Annotated in this window: 17 protein-coding genes and 1 pseudogene; 13 read left to right on the forward strand and 5 right to left on the reverse strand. The window is 64.2% G+C overall.

Annotated elements, in window-relative coordinates; all coding sequences use genetic code 11:
* From QZ408_RS03375 to QZ408_RS03400, 6 genes and pseudogenes are all read left to right on the forward strand, one after another.
* Nucleotides 1-565 (forward strand): annotated as a pseudogene (locus tag QZ408_RS03375) (phenylacetate--CoA ligase family protein); the annotation flags it as partial.
* The gene (locus tag QZ408_RS03380; protein ID WP_292489786.1) at nucleotides 544-1,656 is read left to right on the forward strand and encodes a CapA family protein; all 1,113 of its coding nucleotides are present in this window, start codon (nucleotides 544-546) and stop codon (nucleotides 1,654-1,656) included. The pseudogene QZ408_RS03375 and the gene QZ408_RS03380, both read left to right, overlap by 22 nt.
* Nucleotides 1,657-1,752: 96 nt before the next feature.
* On the forward strand, nucleotides 1,753-2,634 hold the full coding sequence (locus tag QZ408_RS03385; protein WP_292489787.1) for a thiamine pyrophosphate-dependent enzyme: 882 nt from the start codon (nucleotides 1,753-1,755) through the stop codon (nucleotides 2,632-2,634).
* Nucleotides 2,628-3,740, forward strand: coding sequence for a transketolase C-terminal domain-containing protein (locus tag QZ408_RS03390; protein WP_292489788.1), 1,113 nt, complete (start codon nucleotides 2,628-2,630; stop codon nucleotides 3,738-3,740). Before QZ408_RS03385 ends, QZ408_RS03390 begins: the two co-directional genes overlap by 7 nt.
* Complete coding sequence (locus QZ408_RS03395) at nucleotides 3,733-4,260, forward strand: 2-oxoacid:acceptor oxidoreductase family protein (protein ID WP_292489789.1); 528 nt, start codon at nucleotides 3,733-3,735, stop codon at nucleotides 4,258-4,260. The genes QZ408_RS03390 and QZ408_RS03395 overlap by 8 nt, the downstream gene beginning before the upstream one ends.
* On the forward strand, nucleotides 4,257-4,502 hold the full coding sequence (locus tag QZ408_RS03400; RefSeq protein ID WP_292489790.1) for a 4Fe-4S binding protein: 246 nt from the start codon (nucleotides 4,257-4,259) through the stop codon (nucleotides 4,500-4,502). The genes QZ408_RS03395 and QZ408_RS03400 overlap by 4 nt, the downstream gene beginning before the upstream one ends.
* Here the strand turns inward: QZ408_RS03400 and QZ408_RS03405 are convergent.
* Nucleotides 4,480-4,869, reverse strand: coding sequence for a hypothetical protein (locus QZ408_RS03405; RefSeq protein ID WP_292489791.1), 390 nt, complete (start codon nucleotides 4,867-4,869; stop codon nucleotides 4,480-4,482). The genes QZ408_RS03400 and QZ408_RS03405 overlap by 23 nt on opposite strands.
* Nucleotides 4,870-5,030: 161 nt before the next feature.
* On the opposite strand from QZ408_RS03405, the gene QZ408_RS03410 reads away from it, so the two are divergent.
* From QZ408_RS03410 to QZ408_RS03420, 3 genes are all read left to right on the forward strand, one after another.
* Complete coding sequence (locus QZ408_RS03410) at nucleotides 5,031-5,333, forward strand: Hsp20/alpha crystallin family protein (RefSeq protein WP_292489792.1); 303 nt, start codon at nucleotides 5,031-5,033, stop codon at nucleotides 5,331-5,333.
* A 153-nt stretch (nucleotides 5,334-5,486) separates the two neighbouring features.
* Entirely contained in the window at nucleotides 5,487-7,652 is a 2,166-nt protein-coding gene (locus tag QZ408_RS03415; RefSeq protein ID WP_292489793.1) for a thioredoxin domain-containing protein, read from the forward strand.
* A 32-nt stretch (nucleotides 7,653-7,684) separates the two neighbouring features.
* Nucleotides 7,685-8,209, forward strand: coding sequence for an OsmC family protein (locus tag QZ408_RS03420; RefSeq protein ID WP_292489794.1), 525 nt, complete (start codon nucleotides 7,685-7,687; stop codon nucleotides 8,207-8,209).
* Nucleotides 8,210-8,428: 219 nt separating this feature from the next.
* Here QZ408_RS03420 and QZ408_RS03425 read toward each other — a convergent pair whose 3' ends face one another.
* From QZ408_RS03425 to QZ408_RS03435, 3 genes are all read right to left on the reverse strand, one after another.
* Nucleotides 8,429-9,079: a recombinase family protein gene (locus tag QZ408_RS03425; protein ID WP_292489795.1), complete on the reverse strand. Its 651-nt coding sequence runs from the start codon at nucleotides 9,077-9,079 to the stop codon at nucleotides 8,429-8,431.
* Between the two features lie 199 nt (nucleotides 9,080-9,278).
* Nucleotides 9,279-9,956, reverse strand: a complete 678-nt coding sequence (ribB, locus tag QZ408_RS03430) for a 3,4-dihydroxy-2-butanone-4-phosphate synthase (protein WP_292489796.1) — start codon at nucleotides 9,954-9,956, stop codon at nucleotides 9,279-9,281.
* Nucleotides 9,949-10,617, reverse strand: coding sequence for a DUF120 domain-containing protein (locus QZ408_RS03435; RefSeq protein ID WP_292489797.1), 669 nt, complete (start codon nucleotides 10,615-10,617; stop codon nucleotides 9,949-9,951). The genes ribB and QZ408_RS03435 overlap by 8 nt, the downstream gene beginning before the upstream one ends.
* A 122-nt stretch (nucleotides 10,618-10,739) precedes the next feature.
* On the opposite strand from QZ408_RS03435, the gene QZ408_RS03440 reads away from it, so the two are divergent.
* From QZ408_RS03440 to QZ408_RS03455, 4 genes are read left to right on the forward strand one after another with little or no spacing between them, the layout of a single operon-like run.
* Entirely contained in the window at nucleotides 10,740-11,450 is a 711-nt protein-coding gene (locus QZ408_RS03440; RefSeq protein ID WP_292489798.1) for a helix-turn-helix domain-containing protein, read from the forward strand.
* Complete coding sequence (locus QZ408_RS03445; RefSeq protein ID WP_292489799.1) at nucleotides 11,444-12,496, forward strand: hydroxymethylglutaryl-CoA synthase; 1,053 nt, start codon at nucleotides 11,444-11,446, stop codon at nucleotides 12,494-12,496. Before QZ408_RS03440 ends, QZ408_RS03445 begins: the two co-directional genes overlap by 7 nt.
* Complete coding sequence (locus tag QZ408_RS03450; protein WP_292489800.1) at nucleotides 12,493-13,653, forward strand: thiolase domain-containing protein; 1,161 nt, start codon at nucleotides 12,493-12,495, stop codon at nucleotides 13,651-13,653. The genes QZ408_RS03445 and QZ408_RS03450 overlap by 4 nt, the downstream gene beginning before the upstream one ends.
* A gap of 2 nt (nucleotides 13,654-13,655) precedes the next feature.
* Nucleotides 13,656-14,048: a Zn-ribbon domain-containing OB-fold protein gene (locus QZ408_RS03455; protein ID WP_292489801.1), complete on the forward strand. Its 393-nt coding sequence runs from the start codon at nucleotides 13,656-13,658 to the stop codon at nucleotides 14,046-14,048.
* Nucleotides 14,049-14,631: 583 nt separating this feature from the next.
* On the opposite strand, the gene QZ408_RS03460 is transcribed toward QZ408_RS03455, so the two are convergent.
* Nucleotides 14,632-15,555, reverse strand: coding sequence for a class I SAM-dependent methyltransferase family protein (locus tag QZ408_RS03460; protein ID WP_292489802.1), 924 nt, complete (start codon nucleotides 15,553-15,555; stop codon nucleotides 14,632-14,634).
* Nucleotides 15,556-15,584: the final 29 nt, after the last annotated feature.

The following is a 15,584-nucleotide window of genomic DNA, read 5'->3' on the forward strand; positions in this document are numbered from 1 at the left end:
TTACCACATCTTCCCCGAATACGGCGTCGTCGAACTGATCGGACAGGACGGCCGGCCCGTCGAGAGGACGGGAGAGACGGGCGAGGTGATCACGACGAGCCTCATCAACCCCATCTGCCCCCTCATCCGCTACCGGACCATGGACGTTGCAGTCCTCGGGAGAGGGGCGTGCTCCTGCGGCCGCGCCTACCCGCTGCTCGAAAAGGTGGAGGGGAGGCTCCAGGAGTTCATCGTGACGAAGGACCACCGGTTCATATCGATGACGGCGGTGAACATGCACTCCGGCGTCTTTGACAACGTCGCACAGTTCCAGTTCTACCAGAGAGAGGAAGGGGAGGTTCTGATGCGGATTGTCAGGAGGCCGGGGTATACTGAAGCGGACACGGAGCAGATCCTCCGGGAACTCGGGAAGAAGTTTGAGGGCGGCGTGGATGTGACCATCCGCTTCGTCGGGAAGATCCCCCGTACCCGGCGCGGCAAGTACCAGTTCCTGATACAGGACCTGCCGCCAGGCCGGTGGGACCTGCCGGAGTGTGAGAAAGAATGCAGAAACGAACCAGGTTAATAGCGGTCGGTGATATATGGCTGCGGACGGAGAGCGGCCGGCACCCGTTTGAGGGGGTCCGGCGCCTCATCCAGGACAAGGATATCCTCTTTGGCAACCTCGAGACTACCCTCTCGGAGACGGGCGAGCGCGCCGAGAAACATCACGTGATCTTCACATCCCCGGATGCGGCCCGGTACCTCGTGGACGCGGGATTCGACGTTCTCAGCGTTGCCAACAACCACGCAGGCGACCTCGGTGCCGAAGGCTTTAAGAATACCCTGGACGCCCTCAAGAGCCGTGGTATCCTCCCCATCGGCGGATCGGCGACCGAAAGCCGGCAGGAGCCGGTTATCCTCGAGAGGAACGGCATCTCGATCGGGTTTGCGGGCTACTCGATAGGCAGACGCACGCCGCCCCGCGACTTCCTGATCAACCGGCTGGTCGAGAAGGAGATCGTTTGGGACATCGCCTCCCTCGCGGGCCGGTGCGACCATATCGCCGTCTCGCTGCACTGGGGGACGGAGATGGCCTACTACCCGTCCCCGGGGCAGATCGACCTCGCCCACCGGCTCATCGATGCGGGCGCCACCCTGATCCTCGGCCACCACTCCCACACCATGCAGGCGGTGGAACGCTACCATGGGGGGCTCATCGCCTATTCTCTGGGTATGTTCCAGTTTGAACCGCGCTGGCCTCACAACATCTCGCGGGAGGCGATCATGCTCTCGGTCGACCTGCACGGCGACGGCGTCGTCGGGGAGCACAGGGTGACACCGCTCATCATCGACGACGACTGCGTGCCCCATCCCGCAGAAGGGGTTGCAGACGAAAATATCCTGGCCTTCCTTGCCGAGATCTCCCGGCCGGTCACTGAAGGCACGCTCACCGGTGCCCGGTGGTTTGAGGAGATCGCACCGGCCTACATGAGGATGAACCTTGAGAGTTACCGTTACCGGATACGCGAGAGCGGCCCTCTCCCCCTCCTCGAGATGGGGGCCTGGTTCTGCACACCTTTCTGCCTGAAGTGCTGCGTCGGGCTCGTCCGCCGGCGGCTCCGCCAGGGGCCGGCGCGGGAGAGGCGCGCTCCCGGGCGGGATGCCGGGGACTGAAGCAAGCGGCGGGGGGCCTGCGGGAACCCGGGGGCCGGCGCCGCAAAACCCTCATTACAATTGGTGACAAATAGAGAGGGGAGGAGTGTACACGATTTGTCTGCGATACCAAAGGAGGAGTATCTCGTTAAATGCACTTCCGCCTGCGCCGGGTGCAGTTCTTCCCTGTGTCTGCGCTACGTGCTCAAAGCGGCCGGCCCCGACTCGGTCCTGGTCGTGCCCGCCTGCTGCACCAGCGTCATCCAGGGGATCTACCCCGGTACGGCGATGAACGTGCCCGTATATAATATAGCGTTTGCCGCAGCCGCCGCCTGCGCCTCCGGCATGAGCAACGCTTTTTGCGCGCTCGGGAAAGAGACCAACGTCATCGTCTACGCGGGCGACGGCGGAACGGTCGACATCGGGATCCAGGCGCTCTCCGGCGCCTTCGAACGCGGCACCAACTTCCTCTACATCTGCTACGACAACGAGGCATACGGCAACACCGGCATGCAGCGGTCGGGCTCGACGCCTCTTGGAGCACGGACCACCACGACCCCCGGCGGCAAGCCCACGGGAAAGAAGGACCTCGACCGGATCGTTGAGGCGCACAACCCCCCTTACATGGCGACCGCCTGCAGCGCCTACCCTCTCGACCTCTACAAGAAGGTGAAGAAGGCGCTCTCCATCGAGGGGCCCAAGTTCATCCACATCCTCGCGCCGTGCCCGCCGGGATGGCGCTACCCCACGGAGAAGACGGTCGAGATGGGGAAACTCGCGGTGAAGACAGGGACGTGGATCCTCTACGAGCGTGAGTATGGGAAACTCACGATCAGCGGCCCGTCGAAGGCAGCGATGAAGCGGCCCGCGCCTCTCAGCGACTACATCAACGGCCAGGGGCGGTTCAAGAACCTGAGCCCGGAGGTCATGGACGAGATGCGGCAGCAGGTCGAACGGAACATCCAGCGCCTCTCCCGCGAGGAGGCCGGCGTATGCTGACGATCGCGACCGGCAACAAGGCGGTGGCGGCCGCGGTGAAGGCCGCAAAACCGGGTGTCGTCGCGGCGTACCCGATCACCCCCCAGACCGAGATCGTCGAGCAGATCGCCGAGTACGTCACCGACGGCGACCTTGAAAGCCAGTATATCCCGGTGGAGAGCGAGCACTCGGCCATGGCCGCCTGTATCGGGGCGAGCGCGGGCGGTGTCCGGACGTTCACGGCGACGAGCTCGCACGGTCTCCTCTACATGCACGAGATGGTCCACTGGGCGGCGGGCGCGCGCCTCCCGATCGTGATGGCGAACGTCAACCGCGCCCTCGGGCCCGGGTGGAACACCTGGGCGGAGCACTCCGACGCCTTCTCCCAGCGCGACACAGGCTGGCTGCAGGTCTTCGTGGGCACGGTCCAGGAGGCCTACGACGCCACCCTGATGGCGTTTAAGATCGCCGAGGACGAGAGGGTCCTCCTCCCGGTGATGGTCAACCTGGACGGGTTCGCGCTCAGCCACATCATGCAGGCGCTCGAGACGGTCGATCTCGGCGACTTCCTGCCCCCCTACCATCTCCCGCACGCGATCGATACGGAGAACCCCTGCGTCTACGGGCCGATGACCGGGCCGGCCGACTACTTCCGGTTCCGCTGGGATATCGAGCGGTCGATGCGCGACGCCCGGGGCGTGATCGCAGAGGTCGAGCGGGAGTTTGCGGAGCGGTTCGGCCGCTCTTACGGCCCCACCGAGGACTACCGGTGCGAGGATGCCGACGTCGTCGTCATCGCGATGGGGACGCTCGGGAAAGAGGCGGAGGTGGCGGTCGACCGCCTCCGCGACGAAGGGATAAAGGCCGGGTCCATGCGCCTGCGCTGGTTCCGCCCCTTCCCGGACCTCGATCTTGCCGGGCGGGAGGTCGTGGTGATCGACCGCGACTACTCCTTCGGTTTTGGAGGGGTGGTGGCGCACTCCATCAGGTCAAAGACCGGCGTCGTGCCCTACAGCGTGATCGCCGGCCTCGGCGGCCAGGAGGTCACCTACAACGATATCGCGGACTTCGTCAGGAACCGGCATCCCGGCACAGAAACCTGGTTTGGGGTGAGCGACCATGTATGAGATCAGGATTCACTCCCGGGGCGGACAGGGCGGCGTCACCGCCGCGAAGCTCCTTGCCCTCGCGGCATTCCGGGACGGAAAATACGCAACCGCCTGCCCGTTCTACGGGGCGGAGCGGCGCGGGGCGCCGGTCGTCTCGTTTGTCCGGATCGACGATGAGCCGATCAAGATCTACAGCCAGATCCACGAGCCGGATCTCGTGATAGTACTCGATACGAGCATCATGGACGTCGTGGACGTCCTGCAGGGCCTCAAATCCGGCGGGACGGTCCTCTTAAACAGCGCCCACCCCCTCCCGGGGTGCAACGGGACCTGCCGTCACGTTGACCTGACCGGGATCGCGCTCGCCGAGAACCTGGTGGTCGCCGGGAGCCCCATCCTCAACACCCCTGTGCTCGGGGCGCTCGCGAAGATGGGCGTCGTCACCTTTCCGTCGGCAGAGAAGGCGATCCGGGAGATGTTTGCCGACGAACGGAATGTGAAGGCCGCAAAAGCGGCGTACGAGGAGCTGAAGGCATGAGAGAGAGACTTGCGCTCAGCAGGCCGACTGAGGCCTCATCGGGGAAGACGGGCTCCTGGCGGACGTTCCGGCCCGTAGTGGACAGGGAAGTATGTAACGCCTGCGGGCTCTGCGCCCAGTACTGCCCGGACGGGGTCATCGACGAGGATCTCAATATCGACCTCGACTACTGCAAGGGATGCGGCATCTGCGCAAACGAATGCCCGAAACAGGCTATCGCTATGGTGCGCGAGGAACGCTGACCTCCTCGCCCGCCAGGGGGCATTGCGCTATGTATTCCAGGTTGAACCGGTAGAAGTGCGTATAGCCGCAGTTCCGGCACCGGGTCGTGAAGTGGCTGCTCCCGATCACGAGGTCGTGCGGCCCTGCGACCCCGCAATTTTTACACGGCGCACCGGTTTCGAGGTTCCAGACGTCGTAGCGCCCAAGCGGGGTGCAGACCCCGATCGCCCCGGAGTTCTCAAATCGGGGGATGAAGATCCGGGTTGCCCCGCAGGCGGAGCAGATCACCTGCGCCTGCGCGGAGACCGCTTTTATGATCTGGTCGGCATCCTCCCTGCAGTGGTAGCAGCTGGTGGGGTGCCGGGTGAAGATGAATCGCTCGTTCATGCATGATACTTGAGGGGCGCAAGATAAAACCTCCGCCCGGGGGCGCGGCCCCCCGCCCTGTGTGCGATGCCGGAGACGTGCCTCCCCCCGGCCGGACTGCGGCGGAAGGCAAACGTTAAATAGCAATCCCGTACCTCTCTTGCCGTCGAGGAGGTTATGAGATGGCAGCGTTGAGAGTCGCACCGTATGTCTGTGCTTACTCGGATGAGAACGAGGAGAACCTTCACATCGAGATCGAACTGCCGGGCGTTGAGAAGAAGGACATCACCTTCAAGATGCAGGAGACGAGTTTCTCCATCGATGCATCCCGCGGGGACGTCCGCTACGTCGGCACCTACGCGGTCGGCTGCCCCGTCGATACCGACAGGGCGAAGGCGACGTTCAGGAACGGCCTGCTGACCGTGGATGTTCCCTACGTGCAGCCGGCCGCGGAAGAGACAAAAGAGATCCCGATCGCGGAGTGAGGGGGCCGCGGCCGGGTCAGGCCGGGGCTCTCTCCTCTTTTTTGCCACGGGCGTTCTGCGCACCGGTAGTGGAAGGGTGAGCAGCTCCGTTCCGGGAGCGCCCCTTCCACCGGGAAGAGTCATCTTTATTAGCCTGCATCCTCACGTCAGAGTATGAACCCGGCACGCGGACATGACCCGAAAGCGCCAGAAGCACCGGTGCAGGAGGAAGCGCCACCGAACCGGCTGATCCACGAACGGAGCCCGTACCTACTCCAGCACGCCCACAACCCCGTCGACTGGCACCCCTGGGGCGAAGAGGCGTTCCGGAAGGCCCGGGAGGACAGTAAACCGATATTCCTCTCCATCGGCTACTCGGCCTGCCACTGGTGCCACGTCATGGAGAAAGAATCGTTTGCAGATTCCCAGGTCGCGAAACTCTTAAACGACGTCTTCGTCTGCATCAAGGTGGACCGCGAGGAGCGGCCGGATATCGACCAGGTCTACATGGCGGCCGCCCACGTGCTGACCGGGTCTGGAGGATGGCCGCTCACCATCTTCATGACCCCGGACCAAAAACCGTTCTTTGCAGCGAGTTATATCCCCAAAGAGAGCCGGTATGGGATGACCGGCCTCCTCGACCTCATCCCCCGGATCAGCAAAGTCTGGCGGGACCAGCGGCAGGAACTCGAAGATGCCGGCGACAAAGTGCTCGATGCGCTAAAGAGCGCTGCCCGGACCCCTCCTGAGGCGGGCGAGCTCTCGGAGGCGGTCCTCGACGAGGCTTACGACACCCTCTTCCGGATCTTTGACGGGGAGCATGGCGGGTTTGGGGACGCGCCCCGGTTCCCGACCCCGCACAACCTCATATTCCTGCTCCGCTACGGGAACCGGACCGGGAGGGAGCCAGCGTACACGATGGTCGAGAAGACCCTGCACGCCATGCGGCGGGGCGGGATCTTCGACCAGGTCGGCTGGGGGTTCCACCGCTACTCGACGGACACGGAGTGGTTCGTCCCGCACTTCGAGAAGATGCTCTACGACCAGGCGCTCCTTGTTCTGGCGTATACGGAGGCCTACCTCGCGACGGGGAGGGAAGAGTTTGCCCGGACCGCCCGGGAGACGATCGCCTACGTCCTGCGGGATATGGCCGATCCCGGTGGTGGGTTCTACTCGGCAGAAGATGCGGACAGCGAGGGTGTTGAGGGGAAGTTCTACACCTGGGCAAAGGCTGAGATCCTCGAGGTTCTCGGAGAGGAGGACGGGGAGCCGTTCTCCCGGATCTTCGGCGCCACGGAGCCGGGGAACTACCTGGAGCAGCCCGGCGGGAAGAGGACGGGCAGGAACATCCTCCGCCTGCGGCGGCCGCTCGCGTCATGGGCCCACGAGTTCTCGACCCCGGAGGAGGACCTCGCGTGGTTCGTCGAGAGTGCCCGGCAGAAACTCTTTCTAGCCCGGGAAGAGCGGGTCCGCCCGACAAAGGACGACAAGATCCTCACCGACTGGAACGCTCTCATGATCGCCGCTCTCGCAAAGGCCGCCCGGGTCTTCGACGACCCGGGGTACCTGGCGGCGGCAGAGAAGGCAGCCGCGTTCGTCCTCGGGAACCTGCGCGGGCCGGACGGGCGGCTCCTCCACCGCTACCGGGGCGGGGAGGCCGGCATCGCAGCGACCCTTGACGACTACGCGTTCATGCTCTGGGCCCTCATCGAGGTCTACGAAGCGTCCTTCTCCCCGGAGTACCTCAGGACCGCCACGGAACTCTCCCGGGATCTCGCCGCCCGCTACTGGGACTGCACCCACGGCGGGTTCTTCTTTGTGCCGGATGATACGGACGTGCCTGTCCGGCAGAAGACGGTGTACGACGGGGCTGTCCCCTCCGGGAACAGCGTGGCCATGTACGCTCTCTTTGCCCTCGGCCGGATGACGGCGAACCTCGAACTCGAGGAGATGGCGAACCGGATGCGGCACGCCTTTGCTGACGCCGTCCGCAAGGCGCCTGCCGCCTGCCCTCACTTCCTCACCGGCCTTGAGTTTATGCTGGGGCCGAACTTCGAGGTGATCATAACCGGCGTTTTGGGCGCAACGGATACGAACGCGCTGGTCGGGGCTATCCGGTCGCACTATACGCCCGACGCCGTCGTCATCTTCCGCCCCTCCGATGAGGAAAACCCGGAGATCACACGGGTTGCCGGGTTCACACGGGATGTCGTGGCGGTCGGGGGGAAGGCGACGGCATACGTCTGCACCAACTACGCCTGCGATATTCCGACAACCGACCCCGACGAGATGCTCCGGCTCCTCGGGTCGAGAGAGAGGCCGCCGGAGCCGGTCGTCTGACGGGGAGATACCATGAAAACGAGGTCTCTACGATGATGCGAAACGGAGTCGATGTTGAAGCGGTCAACGCCGCTGTGGGGGCGATGCGGAAGGATGCGGCGGCGGGGCAGAGGACTCCCTCCGGCCTGCTGAGCTGGAACGGCGGTGCGCACTCCACGACGATCGTCCGGAACTTCGTCATTCCGGCCGATGAGCCGACCGCCCTCGGCGGGACCGACCGGGGCCCGAGCCCGATGGAACTGGTACTCACGGGGCTTGCGGCCTGTGTCGCTATCTCGATCGCCTACAGCGCGGTGGAGGACGGGATCGAGGTCCACGCGATCGAGATCGACGTCGAGGGGGATCTCGATCTCAGGGGGCTCTTCGAGGTCGCCGGCGATGTCCGGCCGGGCTTTGAAGAGGTCCGCCTGACCATCCGGGTGGATGCCGACGCACCGCGGGAGAAGATCGAGGAACTCGTGAACCACGGTTACCGGCGCTCACCGGTCGTGGATTCGCTCACGAGCAGGGTGCCGGTCAGGGTCTGCATCGGGCGGGAGGAGACGGGGGCAGGGTGACCCGGGGAGGGAGGCGGGGGGGCACAGCCTGCGGCCTTCGGTGCGCGCGGCGGGTCACGCACGCCGGGGAAGAGCCGGTGGGGGTAGCGGGCGATCTCACCCGATTTTGTTGGCCCCGGCGCGTGGGAGTCGCCAGTTCGTGCGAAGGGCACGAAGAAAAAGCAAGGATGGTAATCGACAGAACGGTGGGTGCATGTTAGACGAGATGGTCCGACGGTATCACTCCGCAACCTCCCCCGCAGGCTCCTCTCGGGCTCCCTTCCACTCGCCCTTCAGTTCGGGGTGGTCGGCGAGGATCTTGCTGACCGTGCTCCTGCTTACCCCGAACATCCTGCAGATCTTGCTGATGCTCGTCCCGGCCTGCCGTACCGTGAGGAGCGCCTCAACCTGACCTTCGTTGAGCGCTCTCGGCCTTCCTATGGACAGCCCTCCCTCCTTCTTCGTCTGCTTCGGGGCCGGGAGGCGTGCCTTCTGGGTGCTCTCCCGGTACTGGTCCATGTACAGAACAAAGTTGCCGATGGCCTCCCTCCGGAGTGCCGGGTCGTCACGGAACCCGAAGAAGTCGTTGTTCACACAGTAAACCGTGTATCGCTCGTTCAGGGCTTTGAGCGTTGCAAGACCGGCGTCCATATCCCTTGCAAGATCGGCAAGATCGTGGATGATGATATCCGGGCAGTCGTTTGCGGCGCAGTACTCCAGCATCGCTGCAAAGCCTTTTCGCCTCTCGGGAGGTGTTGCATTGGCGCGGTGATCGTGGAAGATCTCGATGAGCTGAAACCGATATTTGCAATAGTTCTCGACTTGATTTTTTTGTGCTGCGTAATCTCCCTTCTTTCTTGTATTCAAGTATGCCACAGCATCTTTTTTCATCCGTTTATGGTGCCGTAGGATCGTATATATGATTTGTGAAAAGTACAGGCGGCATAGGCTAACGGCACGCCCACCGATCCGGTGCATTTTCCTGCCCGCGATCGAAGATGTAGAAAAAAGAGTCCTGAGGCGATCGACCACCTGTCCGGTTGCTGCCGGGGACGCCGGCCGCACCTCCGGCGCCAGGAAGAGATGAGGATTACTCTTTCAGCTTCTGCGACTCCCACCGGTCGAGGACGTCCTGCCCCTCGATGAAGACGAGCCCGTGCTCCCGTGCGTAGGCCATCGCACCCTCCTTCGAGAGCGCAAGCCCCGTCTCGTCGTCCAGCATCTCGCAGATCGTGACCGCCGGGGTGATATTGGCCATGGTCGCAAGCGCGATCGAGAGCTCGGTCTGCCCCCGCCGCTCATCGAGCAACCGGTCGGCGGCCCGGAGGAGCGCCATGTGACCGGGCGTCCGGAAATGCGCGGCAAAGTCGTGCCCGCCGCCGTTGAGCGACCGTCTCACCTCTTCCGCGATGGCGGTGACCGTCAGGGCGCGGTCGCGGTCCGTGATCCCGGTATAGGTCTCCCGGTGGTTCACCCAGAGCGAGAACGACGAGTGGTTCTTTGGGTCGTAGGGGACCTCGCCGTCCTTCTCGACGAGGCTGCAGGCCCGGAGGAGATCGTGAGCAAACGGGAGGCCGAGCCTCTTTGCGGCATCAGGGTGGACCGCCGTGCAGATCAGCCCGCCCCCGTCTTTACGCATCTGCCGGATGTGGGCGGGCGTGACGGCGTCTGAGCGTATCGCAAAGTCGGTCTCGCGCTCCCGGTTGTCAAAGTCGTATAACAGGACAAACTCGCCCCTTGCGAGGGCCTCTACGGCTGCATCAATCATGGGTAATCTCCACCTCGATTGTATCGTTATCGTTCAGGTCCAGGACCTTGCGGAGTTCGGACCCGGCGATGACCTCAACGATGTCTTCCGGGTAATGGGTGCGGGAGGGCTCGACGATCGCACACTCTTCGCCCCGGATCCGGCAGGGGAGCACCCGGGCGGCACCGAACGTCCGTTCGTCGGCAGTAAACCCTGGAATCTCGATCCATCCCGCGTGGTCGAGATGTTTCCTGACCTGGACGCTCGCCGGATCGAGCCTGATGTTCAGGGTGCCGGGGAAGGGCTCAAACCCGAGAGACTCGCCGAACTGCTCTTTGTAGTGGGGGAGGTTCATGTAGTAGCGCCCTTCCCCGAGGCCGCTGATCACGGTCCCGGTCAGGACGTACTGCCTGCGTTCCGGGTTGAAGATCCGCACGTAATCCGCATACTCCCGCCTCAGCGCCTGCTCGCCCTCGCGGGTGACAGCGACGTACTGCCCGTCGGGTTTCATCGACCGGGCGACGAACTGCTGCCGCTCAAGCGCGATCAGGCGCCGCGATGCGGTCTGGGGGCTGATGCCCAGGGTGCTCGCGAGCGACTGCGATGAGAGCCAGATTGGGCCCTGGCATCCGCCGAGCAGGGCGATCGTCTTCAAGGACTGCAGGTCTTCCGCTTCAACCATTATACCATAATTGAGATGCATACTATATACGGGTTGCGTAACGATCCCGCGCCGGCAGGCCTTCGTGAAATGTCGATGGAGCATACGCTAATTATATAAGTTCCAGTGATAACATTAGCTACATGAAATCCGGGGTGCGGCATCAGCTTGCCGAGAAGATGGCAGGAGAGATCACACTCTCGGACTCACCGGGACAGGCCTTGAAGAAGTGGCGGCAGAGCTTCAACATCCCCCAGGGACTGCTTGCCGAGCGTCTCGAGGTCTCTCCCTCAGTTATCAGCGATTACGAAAGCGGACGGCGAAAGAGTCCGGGGACCGCCATCGTCGGCAAGATCGTCGACACGATCCTCTCGATCGACGAAGACAACGGCGGTCGGTTCATCAACAAATTTGCAAAGATCCTGTACACCGAATTCGACGAAGACGTCATCTACGACATCCACGAGTACGCATCCCCGGTGAGTCTCTCCGACTTTGCCGGCGTCATCGATGCCGTCACACTCTGCGGCCCGATGGACCAGACCATCTACGGATACACGGTGATCAACAGCCTCAACGCGATCCTCCAGCTCTCTTCGAGCGAGTTCAACCGCATATACGGCTGGAGCACGGAGCGTGCTCTCATCTTCACCGAGGTCTCGACCGGAAAGTCCCCTATGGTGGCGATCCGGGTCACGCCCTTCAAGCCCCGCTGTGTGGTGCTGCAAGGTATCAGCCCGGGAGAGGTGCATCCGCTGATCCCGGGCCTCGCGGAGCGCGACCGGATCACGGTGCTCTGCACCGTGATGGATGTCGAGGCGATCATCAGTTCATTACGAGGAACATTATGGTAGGCATTTATTCGTACGGCGTCTACATCCCGCGATACCGGATAAAAGTCCCGGAGATCGCGCGGGTATGGGGCGCGAACGCAGACGACATCACCCGGGGCCTCGGGGTCTTTGAGAAGTCCGTCCCCGATCTTGATGAGGATACCGCAACGATCGCCGTCGAGGCGGCCCGTGCCGCCCTCCGGCGGAGGTACGTCGACACTGGCGCGATCGGCGCGGTCTACGTGGGAAGCGAGTCCCACCCCTACGCGGTCAAGCCCACTGCCTGCACGGTCGGTGAGGCGATCGGGGCGACGCCCAACATGACCGCCGCAGACTACGAGTTCGCGTGCAAGGCCGGGACTGCGGGCCTCCAGACCTGCATGGGGCTTGTCCGGAGCGGGATGATCCCGTTCGGGATCGCCATCGGTGCGGATGTGGCCCAGGGCGCTCCCGGCGACGCGCTCGAGTACACGGCGGCGGCCGGCGGGGCTGCGTTCGTCATCGGCGAAGGGGAGACCATCGCCGATATCAACCGGACCTGCTCCTACACCACCGACACGCCCGACTTCTGGCGGCGCGAGGGGCAGAGTTACCCCCGGCACGGCGGACGGTTCACCGGCGACCCCGGCTACTTCAAGCACGTCCAGGGCGCCGCCCGGCTGATGTTCGACGCGGTGGGTACCGGCCCGAAGGACTACGACTACGCGGTCTTCCACCAGCCCAACGCGAAGTTCCCGCAGCGGGTGGCAAAGATGCTCGGCTTCACCGACGAGCAGATCCGGCCCGGGCTCGTCGTCCCGAGGCTCGGCAACACCTACTCGGGGTCGTCGATGATCGGGCTTGCCGCAACGCTCGATGTGGCGAGACCAGGCGACCGGATCTTCGTCACCTCGTTCGGCTCCGGGGCGGGAAGCGACGCCTTCGACATCACGGTCACCGACGTGATCGAGTCTGCGGCGTTTGACCGGGCGGCGGCGCCGAGCGTGGAGAAACTCCTCGCAAACCCGGTCTACCTCGACTATGCACTGTATGCCAAACACAAAGGAAAGATCGTGATGCAAAAATGAGAGACGTAGCAGTGATCGGTGTCGGGTGCACGGAGTTCGGGGAGCACTGGGGCACATCGTTCAGGGACCTCTTTGTTGCGGCGGGGACGCTGGCGCTTGAGGATGCCGGGGTTACCGGCGAGAGGATCGACGCCCTTTACGTCGGGAACATGAGCGCGGGAAGATTCGTCGAACAGGAGCACATCGGGGCCCTGATCGCGGATTACGCAGGACTCGCGAGCAACCACGTCCCCTCGACCCGGGTGGAGGCGGCCTGCGCATCCGGCGGGCTTGCCTTCCGGCAGGCGGTGATCGCGGTCGCAAGCGGCATGGAGGACGTCGTGGTCGCGGCAGGCGTCGAGAAGATGACCGACGTCGGGACCGGGGCGAGCGTCGATATGCTCGCGAGCGCCGCGGACCGCGAATGGGAGGGGTTCGCCGGGGCGACCTTCCCCGGTCTCTACGCGATGATCGCAAACGATTACATGCACCGCTACCCGCTCACCCGTGAGCAGCTTGCCGCGGTTGCGGTGAAGAACCACGAGAACGGCGCAAAGAACCCGATCGCCCAGTTCCGGAACCGGATAACGGTTGATACGGTGCTCTCCTCATCGATGGTCGCCGATCCTTTGCGGCTCTTCGACTGCTCGCCGATCACCGACGGTGCGGCGGCGGTCGTGGTGGTGCCGCTTGAGCGCGCCCGCGAGTTCACCGATTCACCGGTCAAGGTGCTGGCAAGCGCCCAGGCAAGCGACACCATCGCGCTCCACGACCGGCGGGACATCTCCACCCTGGACGCCACCGTGGCGGCAGGAAAGCGGGCGTTTGCCAAGGCGGGCCTCACCCACAAGGATATCGACCTTGTTGAGGTCCACGACTGCTTCACGATAGCGGAGATCTGCGCGATCGAGGATCTCGGGTTCTGCAGGAAGGGCGAGGCAGGAAGGCTCACCGCAGAAGGGGCGACGGCCCTCAACGGGGAGATCCCGGTGAACACGAGCGGCGGCCTGAAGGCCTGCGGCCACCCGGTCGGCGCGACCGGGATCAAGCAGATCTGCGAGGTGGTCACCCAGCTCCGCGGCGATGCCGGAGCCCGGCAGGTGGACGCGGAGATCGGTATGACCCATAATGTCGGCGGCACCGGTGCGACGGTCGTCGTGCACATCCTGGGGGCGTAAAAATGTCGGTTTCACGGTTCTGGAGAAAGATCCCGCAGCGGTATAACCTCATCGGGACACAGTGCACGACCTGCGGGCGGTACTTCTTCCCGCCCCGGTCGCTCTGCCCCGACTGCCGGAGGAGCGGCAAGATCGTCGACCACAAGTTCAACGGCGAGGGAACGGTCGTCACCTACACGGTGATCCGGTCGGCAAGCGACCAGTTCGAGAACACCACCCCGTACGTCCTCGCGGTCGTCGAGCTCGACGAGGGGCCGAGGCTCACCGCTCAGGTCTCCTGCCTGCCCGAAGAGGCGAAGATCGGGATGCGGGTCAAAAGTGTCTTCCGCCGGGTGACGGCAGACGGCGAGAGCGGCACCATCCACTACGGCACGAAGTTCGTGCCGGCAGAATAATATCTTTTTTGGGCTGCCTGGAGAGCAGCCCCGGGCAGATGGCGGCCCTTCTTGCGCCTTTGCGCGAGACGCCATCACTATACCTCCACCATCGATTCGCACAAATATGCGGAGTATGTAGGATTCCGGCAGTCCCATCGCGGCTTCGTGTTCTCACGCCTGACGGTGTTCGAGCTCCGTTCCTAACGGAATATCGCACTTTGCGTGAGGCCGTATCGCTATCCCCACCCACTAGTGCATCGATTCTCAATTACCGGCACTCTCAACGAAGGATATCGTCGATCGTGCTTCGCATGGCCCGGGAGTTTGCATCCCCGGGCACGGCTTTACCCGGATATCCCCACGTACTGCCCCCCTCTGGGGGGGGGGGGGAACGCGCAGCGCGGGCGGGAGGGGTGGGGGACGGAGAGGAGCCCTCTGTGGGGGATGGGACGAAGGCCGGATATGGTCTGTTCATTTGGAATCGATGCATTAGCTCACGCGAAGAACGCGAAGTTCGGTAGATAGGTTTCTAACTCCCCATCAAGGCGTCGCGCTCAACGTGAGAGGGACAGAGCACCAGCAATCCCCGGGCCGGACCCCCTCACCTGCCCCCTTTCTCCACGGTGATATCGTAGACCGCGTGCCACTTTCCCGGCGAGTAGGTCCGGACCTGCCGTTCGGTGACCGCCCCGCCGGTGACCGCCCGGATCCGGGGGAGGTACTCGCCCTCCCGCTCCTCTAAGGCGTAGAGGTGGATCGTCCCGCCGTCGCGGCAGAGGGCGGCGGCCGCCGGGAGGAACTCGTGCGCCGCGAGCGGGAGGTTCATGACGACCCGGTCGAAGGGGGCGAGCCCGAGCCCGGGGAGGTGCGCGGCGTCGGCGAGCACCGGGATGACGTTAGCGGCCCGGTTGAGGGCGATGTTGTGGACGAGGAGGTGGACCGCGGCGGGGTTGAGATCCGCGGCGAAGACGACGCACGCCCTGCGCGCGAGGGTGATCGCAAACGGCCCGACGCCGGCGAACATATCGAGCACCCGCTCCCCGTCCTCCATCACCCCGAGAACCCGCTGCCGTTCGGTCGAGAGCCGGGCCGAGAAGTAGGCAAGAGCGAGGTCCACGTCGAACCGGAGCCCGTACTCGGTCACCTGGGTGCGGGTCGTGGGGACCCCGGCGAGGACGGCGAACCGGCGGGTGCGGTACTCGCCCTCGACCGGGCCCTCCGGGAAGAGGACCGTGTGAAGAGAGGGGCGGGATGAGAGGAGGCTCCGGGCGGCCGCCGGGTCGTTGTCCTGCATGATGGCGATCCCGCCCAGGAGTTCGTGGCGGGGGAGTCCTGCGCGTTCCGGCACGGCCTCGAACCTGCATCGGACGGCGCCCGCGATCTCTTCCGTCACCGGGAGGAGAACGGTGTCGCCTTCGGAGCGCGGCTTGAAGTTCCGGTCGAGGAGCCCTTCGTCAAGCAGCCGGCGCCGTGTCTGCTCGGCCTCTCGCTTCGGCACCACAAGGCACCACTGTTCCTCATCCACGTGGACCACCAGCCATCTTTAGGTATGAG

This window comes from Methanoculleus sp. 10 (assembly GCF_913757945.1).
Classification (GTDB): Archaea; Halobacteriota; Methanomicrobia; order Methanomicrobiales; family Methanoculleaceae; genus Methanoculleus.

What these genes read in the sequence shown, in the direction of transcription:
- QZ408_RS03380 (WP_292489786.1), top strand. Translation starts at nt 544, where the DNA reads ATGCAGAAACGAACCAGGTTAATAGCGGTCGGTGATATATGGCTGCGG.
- QZ408_RS03390 (WP_292489788.1), top strand. Translation starts at nt 2,628, where the DNA reads ATGCTGACGATCGCGACCGGCAACAAGGCGGTGGCGGCCGCGGTGAAG.
- QZ408_RS03395 (WP_292489789.1), top strand. Translation starts at nt 3,733, where the DNA reads ATGTATGAGATCAGGATTCACTCCCGGGGCGGACAGGGCGGCGTCACC.
- QZ408_RS03400 (WP_292489790.1), top strand. Translation starts at nt 4,257, where the DNA reads ATGAGAGAGAGACTTGCGCTCAGCAGGCCGACTGAGGCCTCATCGGGG.
- QZ408_RS03405 (WP_292489791.1), bottom strand. Translation starts at nt 4,869, where the DNA reads ATGAACGAGCGATTCATCTTCACCCGGCACCCCACCAGCTGCTACCAC.
- QZ408_RS03410 (WP_292489792.1), top strand. Translation starts at nt 5,031, where the DNA reads ATGGCAGCGTTGAGAGTCGCACCGTATGTCTGTGCTTACTCGGATGAG.
- QZ408_RS03415 (WP_292489793.1), top strand. Translation starts at nt 5,487, where the DNA reads ATGAACCCGGCACGCGGACATGACCCGAAAGCGCCAGAAGCACCGGTG.
- QZ408_RS03420 (WP_292489794.1), top strand. Translation starts at nt 7,685, where the DNA reads ATGATGCGAAACGGAGTCGATGTTGAAGCGGTCAACGCCGCTGTGGGG.
- QZ408_RS03425 (WP_292489795.1), bottom strand. Translation starts at nt 9,079, where the DNA reads ATGAAAAAAGATGCTGTGGCATACTTGAATACAAGAAAGAAGGGAGAT.
- ribB (WP_292489796.1), bottom strand. Translation starts at nt 9,956, where the DNA reads ATGATTGATGCAGCCGTAGAGGCCCTCGCAAGGGGCGAGTTTGTCCTG.
- QZ408_RS03435 (WP_292489797.1), bottom strand. Translation starts at nt 10,617, where the DNA reads ATGGTTGAAGCGGAAGACCTGCAGTCCTTGAAGACGATCGCCCTGCTC.
- QZ408_RS03440 (WP_292489798.1), top strand. Translation starts at nt 10,740, where the DNA reads ATGAAATCCGGGGTGCGGCATCAGCTTGCCGAGAAGATGGCAGGAGAG.
- QZ408_RS03445 (WP_292489799.1), top strand. Translation starts at nt 11,444, where the DNA reads ATGGTAGGCATTTATTCGTACGGCGTCTACATCCCGCGATACCGGATA.
- QZ408_RS03450 (WP_292489800.1), top strand. Translation starts at nt 12,493, where the DNA reads ATGAGAGACGTAGCAGTGATCGGTGTCGGGTGCACGGAGTTCGGGGAG.
- QZ408_RS03455 (WP_292489801.1), top strand. Translation starts at nt 13,656, where the DNA reads ATGTCGGTTTCACGGTTCTGGAGAAAGATCCCGCAGCGGTATAACCTC.